Genomic DNA, 14,770 nt, shown 5'->3' on the forward strand with positions numbered 1-14,770 from the left:
TCACGACATCGTTGGGAGACATCGCATGAAGACGTTCACCGATAAGGTGGCGGCCATCACCGGTGCAGGCTCCGGCATGGGTCGCTCGCTGGCGCTTGAACTCGCTCGTCGCGGGGCGCACCTCGCGTTATCCGATATCGACGACGCCAGCGTGGCGCACACCGCCGAGGCCTGTCGCGCCTTCGGCGTTCGTGTGAGCGCCCGGCGGCTTGACGTGTCCGACCGTGTCGCCGTCTTCGCGTGGGCCAGAGAAACGGCGCAGGTCCACGGCAAGGTCAACTTCATCTTCAACAACGCTGGCGTCTCCCTTTCCGTGCCGGTTGCCACCGCGCGACTCGAAGACGTCGAGTGGCTGATGAACATCAATTTCTGGGGTGTGGTGCACGGCACGCAGGCCTTCCTGCCCTATCTCACGGCCTCGGGCGATGGCCAGGTCGTCAACACGTCGAGCTTGTTCGGCATTGTCGCCATGCCGACTCAGTCGGCCTACAACGCCAGCAAGTTCGCCGTGCGCGGCTTCACCGAAGCGCTGCGCATGGAACTCGATCTGGCTGGCTCGCCGGTGAGCGCAACGTGTATTCACCCGGGCGGCGTTGCGACGAATATCGTGCACACGTCGCGCATCGACGACAGCATCTCCGCGCTCACCGGGATGGACGCCCAAACGCATCGTCGCCGCGCCAACAAGCTGATCGACGTGACGAGCGCCGATGCAGCCGCCAAACAAATTCTCGCGGGGGTGGCGCGCAACGCCCGGCGTGTACTCGTGGGGGCGGACGCGCGCCGCGTGGATAAGCTGGCGCGCTTGTTCGGCGCGAGCTATCAAGCGCTGGTCGTCTGGTTCTATCGACGCACGGCCGTCGCGCGCAAAACCAAGCCCTCACCTGCGACCTCACCGCACGCTGCAACAACGTCACCCGCTCACCCGTCGCAAGACACGCCGCCAGGGAACCTGCCATGACCGCCCCCCGTCATCCGACCGATATCGCCAGCGTGGCCACCGATCTCGATGTCATCGTCGTGGGTGCCGGCATCTCGGGCATCTCGGCGGCGCACTATCTGCGCGAGCGTTGCCCCGGTACGCGCTTCGCCATGCTCGAAGCCCGGCAATCGCTGGGCGGCACGTGGGACTTATTCCGTTACCCCGGCGTGCGCTCCGACTCCGACATGTTCACGCTCGGCTTCAGCTTTCGGCCATGGAACAGCAATCAGGCCATCGCCGACGGCAGCAAGATTCTCGACTACCTGAAGGACACCGCGCATGCGGAAGGGCTCGACGGGTTGATCCGCTACGGTCACAAACTGCGCGAAGCGCGATGGGATTCGTCGATCGCCCGCTGGACGCTCGACATCGAGCGCACGCATCCCGATGGCCGACAGGAAACGCAACAGCTCACCTGCCGCTTCCTCTTCATGTGCAGCGGCTACTACGCGTACGACGCCGGTCACTCACCGGCATGGCCCGGCATGGAAACCTTCGCGGGCAAGCTCGTGCATCCACAACACTGGCCAGCCAATCTCGACTATCGCGACAAACGCGTGGTGATCATCGGCAGTGGTGCCACCGCCGTGACATTGCTGCCGAACATGGCGCCGAGCGCCGCGCACGTCACCATGCTGCAACGCTCGCCAAGTTACATCCTCTCGATGCCCTCACGTGACGGCGTGGCCGAGCGGCTGCGCGCGCTGCTGCCCGCCGGGCTAGCGCATCGCATCGTGCGGATGAAGAACGTATTGGTGACGCTCGGTTTTTACAACGCCGCGCGACGCTGGCCCAACGCGATCCGCCGCGTGTTGATCGGTCGCGCCGCACGTCAGGCGCAGGGACATGTGGACGTCGCACGCGATCTCTCGCCACGATATAACCCGTGGGATCAGCGGCTATGTCTGGCCCCGGGCGGCGATATCTTCAAAGCGCTACGCAGCGGCCGTGCCTCGATCGTCACCGATGAAATCGCGGCGTTCACGCCGACCGGGCTAACGCTCAAGAGCGGCAAGACACTCGATGCCGACATCGTCGTGACGGCAACCGGCCTGCGTGTGCAACTCATGGGCGGCGCGCGATTGTTCGTCGACGGTCAGCCTGTCGCACTGGCGGACACTGTCGCCTACAAGGGCATGATGTACAGCGGCGTGCCGAATCTGGCGTCGATCTTCGGCTATACGAACGCATCGTGGACGCTCAAGGCTGAATTGATCGCACAGTACGTCTGTCGTCTCGTCAATCACATGAACGCCCATGGCTACGACACCTGTGTGCCGCAGCTTCGGCCGCATGAGCACGCAGAATTACCGGCCATCGGGCTCACTTCTGGCTACATTCAGCGCGCCGCCGGCGAGTTGCCTAAGCAAGGCGGGCGCAAGCCGTGGGTGTTTTATCAAAGCTACTTTCGCGATGTGCGACTCATGCGCTGGGGCCGTGTCGACGATGGCGCCATGCGCTTCGAGCGGCGCGCCACGCGCGAGGTCGAGGCGCAGCCGACGGCCCAAACGGTGGAAACGCTCAGTGCCGCCAAGGTGGCTGCTCGCTAACGGAACGCGGAACGCGGAACGACATCATGCTTATCGTTTATTTGCTCGCTTGTCTCGTCATCGCCTTTGCGGTCGTCGTGCTGGTGCTGGTGCGCTTCACACAGCGCGTTGCTCGGCGTGCGGAAGCCGCCGTGCCGCCCGACGGTCAGTTTCTGGAGATCGATGGCGAACGGTTGCATTACGTCGACTTCGGCCATGGTCCTGCCGTCGTATTCGTCCATGGCTTGTGCGGCCAGTTGCGCAACTTCGCGTACTTGCCGCTCACTGAGATGGCACACACCCATCGCGTGGTTCTGATCGACCGGCCGGGTTCCGGTTACTCGACACGCGCGCCCGAACGCGACGGCAGTATTGCGGCGCAGGCCGCCACTGTTGCCAAATTAATCGAGACGCTGGGGGTTGAGCACCCGCTCGTCGTCGGACACTCGCTCGGTGGTGCCGTCGCGTTGACGCTGGCACTGAACCACAGCGAGCGAGTCGGCGCGCTCGCATTGATCGCACCACTGACGCAACCGGTATCCGAGCCGCCCAAGGCGTTCCGCGCGCTAGCCGTGCGCAGTGCCTGGTGGCGTCGGTGGATCGGCCGCACACTCGCCGTGCCAGTCGGCATGATGACCGGCCGCACGACGCTCACCTACGTCTTCGGGCCTGAAGATGCGCCGAAAGACTTCCTGATCCGTGGGGGTGGCGTGCTGGGTTTTCGACCGGGCAACTTCTACGCGGCATCGGTCGATATGCTGGCCGCCGAGCGCGATATGCCCGGCATCGCCGCTCGCTATGGTGCGCTCAGCGTGCCGGTGGACGTGCTGTACGGACGCGGCGATCGGATTCTCAATTACCGCGTGCATGGCGAAGGACTGCCGCGCCAGTACGCTGGGGCAACACTGACGCTCGTCGACGGCGGGCACATGCTGCCGGTGACGCAACCCGAGACGACCATGCACTGGCTGCGAGCGGTTGCCGCCCGTGCACACGGTGAGATGCACGCCCCCGATGCGACGTCGATGACGGTGTCGACGCACGCGGCCAACGACGCGGCATGAGCGGCCACCCTGGCCGCAAAGCCCATTGAATCGACGCGAAACGAGACGCACCGGCGCAGGTGCGTCGACGCATCCGATGGCACACTAGGGGCTTCGCGATTCTGCCTGGCCTTCGCGCCGGCAACGCCATGTCCGACTTTGCCGATTCACGCTCGCCCTCGCCCGCCTTGCGCATGGCCGCCAGCCTCGTCGTGCTGCGCGCACGGCCAAGCGGCATGGAAGTCTTGCTGTTACGCCGTGCCGTACGGGCCAACGACTTTAGTTCCGACGCCTATGTTTTTCCCGGCGGCGTGGTCGACGCGGCCGACCGGCAAGCGCACGGCGCGTGCCATGGGCTGACGGATGCCGAAGCGAGCGAGCGGTTGCACTTGCCCGAAGGCGGTCTCGATTACTACATTGCTGCGATTCGGGAATGCTTCGAAGAAACCGGGGTCTTGTTCGCCGACAACGCGAAACCGCTCGTCGGCACACCGGTCGATAGCGACACGTTGACGGCAGTACGCACGCAACGTAAAGCGCTGCACGACGCCACCACCGACCTCACGTCGCTCTGCCAACGTTTCGCCATCCGTTTGGCCCCAGCACGGCTCCACTATCTGAGCCATTGGGTGACGCCGCTCGCGCTGCCCAAGCGCTTCGACACACGCTTTTTCCTTGCGGTGTTACCCGACGGTCAACAAGCCGAAGTCGATCAGGTGGAGACCGCTGCGCATCGCTGGATGCGCCCCGCTTATGCCCTCGCTCACGCTGAGCAGTTACGCCTGTTGCCGCCGACGCGCAAGATTTTGCAATGGCTCGAATCGGTGCAGGACGTAGACGCGGCTGTGACCGCCGCACAGGCACTCACGGACGTGCCGCGCATTCAGCCGCGACTGGCCAACGGCAAACGCGGCCGGTGGCCTGTCACGCCCGACGAACCCGCGTGGGCGGAGCTGTCGCTGACCGATCCGCTGGAACAGGGCACCGGCAGCTACGACATCGTGCCGGGACGCGTCGTGACGCTGATGCCGGGCGTACTGCGCGTGAGCGCGCCCAACCCCGGCATGATGACCGGCCCGGGCACGAATACGTATCTGATCGGCAGCGGTTCGGACAGCGGCTGGGCCGTGATCGATCCGGGGCCCGACGATCCGTCGCACATCGATGCGATTTTGCAAGCGGTGCCGGGAGACATCCGGCAGATTTTCGTCACGCACACACATCGCGATCACTCTCCGGCAGCACGCACGCTGGCGGCGCGTACCGGCGCGACGACCTATGGCATGCCGGCGCAACACGAACAAGGGCAAGACCTGACGTTCGTGCCGGATGTGGTGCTCTCGGATGGTGACGCGGTTGTGTTACCCGATGGCCGAACCCTGCGAGCGATTCATACGCCGGGACACGCGTCGAACCACGTCTGCTATGCACTCGACGGGACAGGCATCGTGTTCACGGGCGATCACGTCATGCAAGGATCGACGGTCGTCATCAACCCGCCCGACGGGCACATGGCGACGTATCTCGCGTCACTGGAAAAGTTGGCGCGATATGCCCCGGAGTGGTTGGCGCCCGGGCATGGCTTTGTGATGGATCAGCCGGCACAGCGCATTGCGCGACTCGTGGCCCATCGGCTTCGGCGCGAAGCCCGCGTGCTGGACGCCCTCCTGCGGCACGGCCCTGCCTCGCTCGAGACGCTCACGCCGATCGTATACGACGACGTATCCGTTGCACGTCATGCGGTTGCGCAACGTTCGCTGCGCGCGCATCTCGAGAAACTGGAAGAAGAGCGGCGGGTGTTGCGCCGGAGCGACGGCCTCTGGTCGGCAAGTCGAGTCTGAAAATTACCGAGTGAGACCGGATCGGTGGTGAGTCAGTCGCCGTCGCCGAGTAGTTCGTCGACAATGCGTTCCCCGGCTTTGCGGCCGGCCATTTCCGCGTCGACGCGATTGTCCCGGTGCCCGTCAGGCGAGCGGACTTCGGGCCCCTCCGGCTTACCATGCCGCGAGACTTGCACCAAATAATCCCACGGCCCGGCGTATTCGTTCTGAAATGCCCGAACGCGAATCGCATAGCCTGCGCGGTACTCGTACACCTGCTCATGGGAGGCATAGCTCATGACAGACTCCGGTTCGAAAGCCGTGATGAAAAGTGGCCGTGTTGGAAAGCGGCCCTAGTGAAAAGCGTGCCGGTCAGGCGATGGCACGCAACAGAACAGGCTCGGATGACGCACCGTCGGCAATGGCACTGGCGGCACGGGCGACGATGGCGTCTTCGTTTTCCATGAATTGATCGAAGAGCGCTTCACCGGTGGCATGAATGCCGGCGAGCTGGTTCAGCGCTTCGCCCTCGATCACACACGTCCAGACCCTGCCGTCAACGCTCACATAGAAACGTACGGACCGGTCCTCATCGAAAAGCCCGATGCCGCCGTGCAAAGTCGCTTCCATTGCTTTTCTCCGTCATTTGGAGGATGTCCGATCGCCAATTTCCGACAAAAATCCTATCACTTTCGGAGTGGGCTCGTATTTTTACCCCTGTCAAAACTGGCAGCATAAAAAAACCCGCCTGAGTCAGGCGGGCTGAGAAAACCGGAACGCATGGGGCACCATAACCATCCCGGGAAGACAGGGTCATGAAAACATGACGAGTCCATTATGCGGCGGGCTGCCACGAGCGGCGAAGCCTTTGAGGCAAGGAGTTAGATCTAGATCAAGTTCGATGTGTGTTCTCGATGGCGGCATCGACGTTTCGCGCGCTGCCACAAATGCCGCAGAGCCGTCATCGCGAACAGCGGCCAAATATGGACAATTTATGAAAGTGCAGTGCGTTTTTTCGTTTCGGTCTCCACATTTACTCGAGGTAGTTAATCTGTTAATGTGCCCACCGAGTAAGAAAAATTCGTACGAAGTCAAGAGATTCCAAAATGAATGCGAACTTTCACAACGGGGAAGCTGACGAGCCGTTGATCCCGAACTGGGCATACCGACTCGCAGCGAGATGGAAGCTGTTTGTTCTTTTGACCATTGCGCTCGCGGCACTCATCTATGTAGCGATCCATGGATTCGCATACAAATACGAGAGCAAAGGTTTCGTATTGCTTCGTCGCGACGTATCGCTTTACAACGCACAGCGCCAAGCGTTCTACGATGGCGCATTGTTGCGCCATTATCTGGCGAGCAAAAACAAGCTCGATACGCCGGAGGGAAAGTTTCTCTCACAATCCCTCGACAGCGGGTTCATTAACAAGCACCTTACGTTGTCGATGCCCTACGGTAAGGACGACGCACGTTACGTCGGCGACAAAGACCGTTCGGCACTGATCTCCACGGGCCTTGATCTGACGATGCAGAGCCGTACTTCTGGCGAACAAGCGGCAGCACGGATGCAATTGCTGGCCGGCTTCGTCGTCGATGCGATGCTCAAGCAAACGTTGACATCGGAACTGCGCAACAAGCTCATGGCAGCACGCAGCCAGAAACAGTCGCTCGACAATCAGTTGATCGACTCGGAACTGAATTTGCGCGACATGACCACTCGCCTGAACGAACTGCGCCAGATCGCAAGTCGATATCCTGAAGCCGCCAAGATGAACGAACGCCAGTTGCTGACGACGTCAGGCGACTCGGGGCGATTCCTGTCGCCGATGGCGCAGATGATCGGACTGGAATCGGACATTGCATCGCAAAAGACAGCGCTTGATCGACTCAAGCGTCAAGAAAAGCAGAACAACGTTCTGTTGCAATTCTACGAAGACCTGTTCGCCAAATTGCCTGCCGATCCGACGGGAGAACAGCTGCTCAATACCTATGTTGGCGCTATCAACAAGTACTTCGCCAACCTCAGCCCCACGGACGATGTTCGGCGCGAAGTTTACAACGGCCAATTGCTCGTGGTACTGGGCATGCGCTCCCAAGGGCTAGACGCCCCCCGATTTACCTCGGGGCCCACCCTGCCTTCCCGAATGCAAGGTCCGTCGACCATGATCTTGATGTTCGCGGCAGCAGCAATTGCCGCAGTCATTGCGGCGCTCATCGCCCTTGCTTACGATTTCATTGTCGTCGCCAAGGCGGCACGACGAGCTGAGCAAGTGCTGCCGGATGTCGTCCCGCCAACGGTCACCGAGATGCCCCACCGGGAACCACCTCGCGAAGCGCGACGCGCCTAAACGAAACAAATTGAAAAAGCCGCTCCATTGAGCGGCTTTTTTGTGCATCCTTCGTTTATGGAAGCTGCACCACGGTCATTTTGCTCTGATATCCTTGGCGGCTTTCGCATATCGACACCACACTATTGCGTCGGCATCAGGAATCAAAGATGGTGAAATTGGCTGGGCACGCGTACGCTCTCGAGGGATCTCTCGGGATGATTTTATATGAACGCATCAAGCGATATTGGGCATTCTGGTTGGCTTTCGCCGTTGTGATTCCTATCGCACTGTTCGTTTCCATGAGCTCGCTGCTCTATCATTTCGAAAGTCAGGGCTTATTACTGGTCAAACAAAATCTGACCCAGTACAAGGCAGAAAGTCCCGCTTTTTACGACGACGCGTTGCTTAGACAGTATCTAAGCGTCAATAAAGCTATCGATACGCCGGCGGGCAAATTCCTCACGAATGCGGTGAATGAGCGTTTTCTCAACAAACAGATATCGCTCGTCATGCCATACGGCAAAAACGACCTCGCATTTCTCAATTTGAAGGACAACGAGAATCTGACATCGGTTGGCCTTGATTTGACGATACCAAGCCGGACATCCGGCAGCGATGCCGCGACCCGACTGCGATTGCTTGCCGGCTTCCTGACGGATACGATGCTTCGCCAAACGCTTACGAACGACGTACGGCATGCCAATATGCTCGCACTCGAAGAGAAGCAAACGCTGGACAATTTACTCATCCAGAACGGCGTTAAACGTGCCGACCTAACCAATTTGCTGGCCCGCACGAAGGATATTGCCTCGCGCTATCCCGACTCAGCGAAGATGGAACAGCGTCAGTTGTTAAGTACGGACGGCGCGGCGTCGGCACGTTTTCTGGCCCCTATGTCGCAGATGATCGGCATCGAGTCCGACATCGCGTCGAACCGAGCAGACGCCGAGCGCCTAAACCGCCGCATTGCGCAAAATGCGATCGCTCTTCGCTTCTATGATGCGTTTAACGCGAAGGTAACGCCTACGCTGACGGGTAGCCAATTGCTTCAAGCCTATCTCGATTCGCTTAAAGGCTTCTTTGGCGAGGGTGAAATTGCGGACGACCTCACCCGAGAAGTGCGCAACAAGCTAATGCTGCCGGTACAACGCATTAATGCCCAGAACGTCGACGCGCCGCGTTTTTCCTCGGGTCCGACAACACCGACGAATCCCTCCGGCCCGTCACGCGTAGTGTTGCTAGCACTTGCGACCATTGCCGGCCTGTTGTTCGCTACCGCCCTGGTGTTGCTGATCGACCTCGCACGGCAACGTAAAATTCACGCGGCATAATTTTTCCGCCTGCGAACGAAGACGCCACGGACCTGCCGATTCACCGGCGCGTTCGTGGCGTTTTGCTTTTAGAGTCCATACCTACGCGCATCACGCGAAAGCACAATATCGAGGATGACGCGAAGCGACCAATGCACGAAACCACGTCGATGACGATCGAGCGCTCGATGACGTGTCGCAATTCAAAAAATGGGGAGGACTACAGAAGAACTAGGAACTACTGATGGCGGCAAAATTCCGCGAAGGGGATTTTGGGGTGACCGATGGGACTCGAACCCACGACGACTGGAATCACAATCCAGGACTCTACCAACTGAGCTACGGCCACCGCCGTGATCAACAACATGACTTGCTTGCTGAACAGAAACAAGATTATAGCGACGTTATTAGCGCGTTGCCAAGCACTTTTTTCACTTCTTTTAAATATTTCTCGGCCCACGCGCGCGATCGATGCGCGCCACCCGCTTCTCGCGCGGCGATGACCCGCCGCGCATCCCAGCCATCGATGAAGTTACGCCGACGCTAGCGACGACACTTCGCGCTGCTCATCCGCGTCGCTACGATCGCGATCCATCAATGCACCTGCGCGAAGTTGCGCACGCGCCTCTTCGAAGGCGCCGATACCAGCCTTGAGTCGCTTCGGATCCGAGAGCACCCGACGCCATCCGCGCGCGCCCGGTACGCCACGATACAACCCCAGAGCGTGACGCGTGATGGCGCCGAGATAGTGCCCTTTCGCGACTTGCGCCGCAGCGTATTCGATCAGTGCGTCTTCCACAGCTTCGCGCAACTTTACGGGTGCGCTATCGCCATAGAAACGCGCGTCGACTTCAGCCAGCACATAGGGGTTGTGATACGCCTCGCGGCCAAGCATCACGCCGTCGACATGCTGTAGATGGAGCGCGACTTCGTCGAGCGTCTTCACGCCGCCGTTGATCAAGATCTCAAGTTCCGGAAACGACTGCTTAAGCCGGTACGCGTAGTCGTATTTGAGCGGAGGAATCTCGCGATTCTCTTTCGGGCTCAGCCCTTTGAGAATGGCATTGCGCGCGTGAACGATGAACGTGCTGCACCCCGCCTGCGCGATCTTGCCGACGAAGTCTTCCACGAACGAGAATGACTCGACGTCGTCGATACCAATACGATGCTTGACCGTCACGGGTACCTGCACCACGTCGCGCATGGCCTTCACACAATCGGCCACCAGTTCCGGTTCCGCCATCAGACAGGCACCGAATGCGCCACGCTGCACCCGCTCCGACGGGCAACCGCAATTCAGGTTGATTTCGTCGTATCCCCACTGCTCGCCCAGCTTTGCCGCGCGAGCGAGATCCTGCGGCTCACTGCCGCCGAGCTGCAAGGCCACCGGATGTTCGATGGCATCGAAATCCAGATGTCGCGCGACATCGCCGTGCAGCAATGCACCGGTGGTCACCATCTCGGTATAGAGCCACGTGTGACGCGAGAGCTGGCGATGGAAGACCCGGCAATTCGAATCGGTCCAATCCATCATCGGCGCCACAGAAACGCGGCGGGCAGGCAAGTTCATGCAAATTCCTCGGTAATTCTTATGTGATCTTTCGAACAGCTAACGCCGTCGCACACTGGCGAGCGGCGTCCTTTGCAATACAAGACACGAAGTATACGTCATGCGATTCGGCCTCGCCGGCAGCGGTCCTGGGGTGCCCAGCGGGCTTGGCGATACTTTTCGCACGACAGCGTTGACGCTCGGGGAGTACACTTTCGCCTTCGCCGATGCCGTAAAAAACAAGCACAAGGAGATGCCGCCATGGCCCCGAAGGATCTGTTGCAGGCACTGATCGTCGTTCTTGCCTGGGGCGTGAACTTCGTGGTGATCAAAGTCGGCCTGCACGGCGTGCCGCCGATGCTGCTCGGCGCCCTGCGCTTTTTGCTGGCGGCCTTTCCGGCCATCTTTTTCGTCAAGCGGCCAAACGTGCCGTGGCGTTGGCTGATCGCTTACGGCGTGACGATTTCGTTCGGCCAATTCGCACTGTTGTTTACCGCGATGTACGTCGGCATGCCCGCGGGCCTCGCCTCGCTCGTGCTTCAGGCACAGGCCTTCTTCACGCTAGGGCTGGCCGTCATGTGCCTGGGCGAACGGTTTCGCGCGCAGAACGTCGTTGGTCTGCTCATCGCCGCCGCAGGACTGGCCATCATCGGCGCACAAGGTGGCGGCGCGATGACGCTCCTCGGCTTTGTCCTCACGCTATGCGCGTCGCTCAGTTGGGCCACCGGCAATATCGTGACCAAGAAAATCGGTCAGGTGGATCTCGTCGGACTCGTCGTGTGGGCAAGTCTGATCCCGCCGATTCCGTTTGCGCTGCTGTCTTACTGGTTTGAAGGCCCGGCGCAAATCAGCGCTTCACTGTCGCATATCTCGGGCGCCTCCCTCTTCGCGATCGCCTATCTCGCCTTTATCGCCACCCTGGTGGGCTACAGCCTGTGGGGCCGCCTGATGACGCGATACCCGGCCAGTCAGGTCGCACCGTTCTCCCTGCTCGTGCCAATCATCGGCCTCGCCTCGGCGGCACTGCTACTTGACGAGCAACTCACCACACCGCAAATCGCAGGGGCCGCACTGGTGATGGCCGGTCTTGCCGTCAACGTATTCGGCGCGAAAATCAAACAACGCCTGATGCCGTCTTCGCAGTAGCCAAACGCATATGTAATAGCGGGAACGGACGGCCCTGCCCGTCGAGTGCCGAGCGGCCGATCACTTCAAAGCCCTCACGCTGATAGAACGCCAGCGCCTGAGGGTTTTGTTCGTTGACGTCGACGCTCACGCAGTCGAGTTCGCGCACCGCATACGCCAGCAATGCCGCGCCGATACCTTGTCGGCGCGCCTCCGGGGCGACAAACAACATTTCCACATTACCCTGCGCAACGCCGAGAAAGCCGCGAATTGCACCGGCGTCGTCACGAAACACACGCAGCGTCACCGCCGCCAGATAGTCCTCGCGAATGCGCGGACGTAGCCACGCAATATCGGCGTCGCTCAGAAAATCGTGCGTCGCCCGCACGGACGCCTCCCACAACTCGGTGATGGCGTCGAATTCGGTTTCGTTGGTGGTGAAGATGCCTGACATGAGAGACCCAGATCGGATATCGCTTGCGTTGACGTTGAATGCGCGTGGCGCGCGATGGAGGCAAAACGCAAAAAGCCTGATTTCTTGTGGAAATCAGGCTTTTTAATTTGGTTGCGGGGACAGGATTTGAACCTGTGACCTTCGGGTTATGAGCCCGACGAGCTGCCAGACTGCTCCACCCCGCGTCTGAAGAAATAAATTATATGACAATCGCCATCGCAGTGCAACAAATGCTTCGGATTATTTTTTGGGGCGCGTCGTCATCGCTTCGACATGCCGCGCGCTTCCTATATAGAACGGGTTATCCCGCAACGCCGTATGCGTCACCGCACAGCGCGCGCCGCCGATGATACACTCGCAGCAACCATGAACCGACGCCCTCCCATCCAATTCTGTTCCGCCTGCGGCCATCCGGTCGAGTTGCGCATTCCGCCCGGTGACAACCGTGAGCGGCACGTGTGCGTGAACTGCGGCACGATCCATTATCAGAACCCCCGCAACGTGCTCGGCACGGTGCCGGTTTGGGGCGATCAAGTGTTGCTCTGCAAGCGCGCGATCGAACCTCGCCTGGGTTACTGGACACTGCCCGCCGGTTTCATGGAAATGGGTGAGACGACCTCACAAGCGGCTGCGCGCGAAACGCTCGAAGAAGCCGGTGCCGTCGTCGACGTCGGCGCGCTCTTCTCGCTGCTCAACGTCCCGCACGTCAATCAGATTCATATCTTCTACCTGGCCCAGATGCGCGAGCCGCAATTTGCCGCTGGCGAAGAGAGCCTGGAAGTCGCCCTGTTCTCCGAAGACGAGATCCCTTGGGACGACATCGCCTTCCCGACGGTGGCCAAGACGCTACGCTTCTTCTTTGAAGATCGTCGTGCAGGGGCGTTTGGCGTGCACATGGAGGCCACCACGGCCGAAGGTGTGCCCGGCGTCCCGGTCCCCGCGCTGCCCGTCAATACGGCGCACACCGAGGACATCCTCACACCGATGTTGCGCGGCTAAGCGCGTCACATCGCGCCCCGCCGCCCCGACATGGTTGTCTGGCTCGAAGCTACCGATCCGTTCCCCCCGGCCGACAATGCGCTCCCCGCATCCAGCGAAGCGCCCGGCCTGTTGGCCGCCGGCCTCGACCTCTCGCCGCAGCGGCTACTCGCCGCCTACCGCCAAGGCATCTTCCCGTGGTACTCACAAGGCCAGCCCGTGCTGTGGTGGAGCCCTGACCCACGGATGGTGCTTCGCCCCGAGCACTTCGTCGTCAGTCACAACTTCCGCAAATTGTTGCGCCGCGTGCTGCGCGAAGACGCCTGGGAAATCCGTCTCGATGCCGATTTTCCCGCCGTCATGCGCGCTTGCGCAGATGCGCCGCGTCGAGGTCAGGACGGTACATGGATCACACCGGCCATCGTCGCCGCTTATCGCGCCTTGCATGACGCCGGCCTGGCCCACAGCGTCGAGACTTGGTACGAAGGTGAGCGCGTCGGCGGCCTTTATGGCGTGGCGCTCGGGCGCATGTTTTACGGCGAATCGATGTTCGCCAAACGCACCGATGCCTCGAAAATCGCGCTGGCCGCGCTCGTCTCCTTTGCACGCACACACGCAATAGAGGTGATAGACTGCCAGCAAAGTACCGCCCACTTGGCGTCACTCGGCGGCGGCGAGATCTCCCGCCACGCGTTTCTGACCCACGTGCAAAAGGCGGTCGCGGCCCCCGCGCCGGTCTGGCATCTCGACAAGCAGATCCTCACCGGCCTGGCCTACGGTAACGCAGCAGATAAGGCTCACGAGGTTTCGCAGTGACCCATCCCAACGAACTGCCGCTCTCCCCGCTGTCTGCCCTCCAGTTCTACGCAACAGCCCCCTATCCCTGTAGCTATCTCGATAACCACACGGCGCGCTCGCAAGTTGCCACGCCGAGTCACCTGATCAATTCCGACGTCTACAGCGAACTCGTTCGCGCAGGCTTTCGTCGCAGCGGCGTGTTCACTTACCGCCCTTATTGCGATGGTTGCCGCGCCTGTGTTCCCGTGCGCGTACCGATTGACCGGTTCGGGCCGAACCGTACGCAGCGCCGCATCTGGCGACGTCACGCGGGCCTCGCGGTCAATGTGTCGGGCCTGCATTACACCGAAGAGCACTACCAACTCTACATGCGCTACCAGTCGCGGCGTCACGCCGGTGGCGGCATGGACCACGACAGCCGCGAACAGTACGAACAGTTCTTGCTGCAAAGCCGCGTGAATTCGCGGTTGGTCGAATTCCGCGAGCCACCGGGTCATCAAGGCGCAGGCACCCTGCGCATGATCAGCATGGTCGACATCCTGAGCGACGGCCTGTCGTCGGTCTACACGTTCTTCGACCCCGATGTCGAAGGCGCATCCTACGGCACGTACAACATCCTCTGGCAGATCGAACAGGCGCGCGCGCTCGGGCTGCCCCATGTCTATCTGGGGTACTGGATTCAGGCGAGCCGGAAGATGGTCTACAAGGCGAATTTCCGCCCGCTGCAAGGGCTGATCGACGGGCAATGGCAAGACATGCCCGACGCCCTGCTCGACGCCGCTGGCGAGCCCGTGCCCCCCCCAGTGCAACGCCACGAGCCCGACTAAGCCATGTGCGCTCGTTAGCACCCCG

The 14,770-nt window shown here is 60.9% G+C and carries 14 protein-coding genes and 2 tRNA genes; 10 read left to right on the forward strand and 6 right to left on the reverse strand.

The annotated features are described in order from the left end of the window. Positions 1-25: 25 nt before the first annotated feature. From ACPWR9_RS13680 to ACPWR9_RS13695, 4 genes are all read left to right on the forward strand, one after another. Positions 26-961 (forward strand): SDR family NAD(P)-dependent oxidoreductase, encoded by a 936-nt coding sequence (locus ACPWR9_RS13680; RefSeq protein WP_426298425.1) that lies wholly within the window; start codon positions 26-28, stop codon positions 959-961. Then, positions 958-2,532, forward strand: a complete 1,575-nt coding sequence (locus tag ACPWR9_RS13685) for a flavin-containing monooxygenase (protein ID WP_426298427.1) — start codon at positions 958-960, stop codon at positions 2,530-2,532. Before ACPWR9_RS13680 ends, ACPWR9_RS13685 begins: the two co-directional genes overlap by 4 nt. Before the next feature lie 26 nt (positions 2,533-2,558). Beyond that, complete coding sequence (locus tag ACPWR9_RS13690; RefSeq protein ID WP_426298429.1) at positions 2,559-3,575, forward strand: alpha/beta fold hydrolase; 1,017 nt, start codon at positions 2,559-2,561, stop codon at positions 3,573-3,575. A 128-nt stretch (positions 3,576-3,703) separates the two neighbouring features. Then, positions 3,704-5,395, forward strand: coding sequence for an MBL fold metallo-hydrolase (locus ACPWR9_RS13695; protein WP_426298430.1), 1,692 nt, complete (start codon positions 3,704-3,706; stop codon positions 5,393-5,395). Positions 5,396-5,427: 32 nt separating this feature from the next. Here the strand turns inward: ACPWR9_RS13695 and ACPWR9_RS13700 are convergent, their stop codons facing one another. Both ACPWR9_RS13700 and ACPWR9_RS13705 read right to left on the reverse strand, forming a co-directional pair. After that, positions 5,428-5,673, reverse strand: a complete 246-nt coding sequence (locus tag ACPWR9_RS13700; RefSeq protein ID WP_426298432.1) for a hypothetical protein — start codon at positions 5,671-5,673, stop codon at positions 5,428-5,430. 73 nt (positions 5,674-5,746) lie between these two features. Continuing rightward, entirely contained in the window at positions 5,747-6,004 is a 258-nt protein-coding gene (locus tag ACPWR9_RS13705; RefSeq protein ID WP_426298434.1) for a DUF1488 family protein, read from the reverse strand. A 476-nt stretch (positions 6,005-6,480) separates the two neighbouring features. Between ACPWR9_RS13705 and ACPWR9_RS13710 the strand changes: the two genes are divergently transcribed. Further along, positions 6,481-7,722, forward strand: coding sequence for a hypothetical protein (locus ACPWR9_RS13710; protein ID WP_426298436.1), 1,242 nt, complete (start codon positions 6,481-6,483; stop codon positions 7,720-7,722). 149 nt (positions 7,723-7,871) lie between these two features. Continuing rightward, entirely contained in the window at positions 7,872-9,035 is a 1,164-nt protein-coding gene (locus ACPWR9_RS13715) for a hypothetical protein (protein WP_426298438.1), read from the forward strand. 252 nt (positions 9,036-9,287) lie between these two features. Here the strand turns inward: ACPWR9_RS13715 and ACPWR9_RS13720 are convergent. Both ACPWR9_RS13720 and dusA read right to left on the reverse strand, forming a co-directional pair. Further along, positions 9,288-9,363, reverse strand: a tRNA-His gene (locus tag ACPWR9_RS13720). A gap of 183 nt (positions 9,364-9,546) precedes the next feature. Then, a complete protein-coding gene (dusA, locus tag ACPWR9_RS13725) occupies positions 9,547-10,584 on the reverse strand; it encodes a tRNA dihydrouridine(20/20a) synthase DusA (protein WP_426298440.1) in 1,038 nt (345 codons plus the stop codon). A 240-nt stretch (positions 10,585-10,824) separates the two neighbouring features. Between dusA and ACPWR9_RS13730 the strand changes: the two genes are divergently transcribed. Then, positions 10,825-11,709: an EamA family transporter gene (locus tag ACPWR9_RS13730; RefSeq protein ID WP_426298442.1), complete on the forward strand. Its 885-nt coding sequence runs from the start codon at positions 10,825-10,827 to the stop codon at positions 11,707-11,709. On the opposite strand, the gene ACPWR9_RS13735 is transcribed toward ACPWR9_RS13730, so the two are convergent. Beyond that, positions 11,678-12,142: a GNAT family N-acetyltransferase gene (locus tag ACPWR9_RS13735; protein WP_426298444.1), complete on the reverse strand. Its 465-nt coding sequence runs from the start codon at positions 12,140-12,142 to the stop codon at positions 11,678-11,680. The genes ACPWR9_RS13730 and ACPWR9_RS13735 overlap by 32 nt on opposite strands. 108 nt (positions 12,143-12,250) lie before the next feature. Continuing rightward, positions 12,251-12,327: transfer RNA gene (locus tag ACPWR9_RS13740), tRNA-Met, on the reverse strand. Between the two features lie 199 nt (positions 12,328-12,526). Between ACPWR9_RS13740 and ACPWR9_RS13745 the strand changes: the two genes are divergently transcribed. The 3 genes from ACPWR9_RS13745 to ACPWR9_RS13755 are packed head-to-tail and all read left to right on the forward strand — an operon-like array spanning position 12,527 to position 14,745. Continuing rightward, complete coding sequence (locus ACPWR9_RS13745; protein WP_246182470.1) at positions 12,527-13,141, forward strand: NUDIX hydrolase; 615 nt, start codon at positions 12,527-12,529, stop codon at positions 13,139-13,141. Between the two features lie 30 nt (positions 13,142-13,171). Further along, positions 13,172-13,936: a leucyl/phenylalanyl-tRNA--protein transferase gene (aat, locus tag ACPWR9_RS13750; protein ID WP_426298446.1), complete on the forward strand. Its 765-nt coding sequence runs from the start codon at positions 13,172-13,174 to the stop codon at positions 13,934-13,936. Beyond that, on the forward strand, positions 13,933-14,745 hold the full coding sequence (locus ACPWR9_RS13755; protein ID WP_426298448.1) for an arginyltransferase: 813 nt from the start codon (positions 13,933-13,935) through the stop codon (positions 14,743-14,745). The genes aat and ACPWR9_RS13755 overlap by 4 nt, the downstream gene beginning before the upstream one ends. Positions 14,746-14,770: the final 25 nt, after the last annotated feature.

The organism is Pandoraea pneumonica, assembly GCF_049918595.1.
In the GTDB taxonomy this organism is placed as follows: domain Bacteria; phylum Pseudomonadota; class Gammaproteobacteria; order Burkholderiales; family Burkholderiaceae; genus Pandoraea; species Pandoraea pneumonica_A.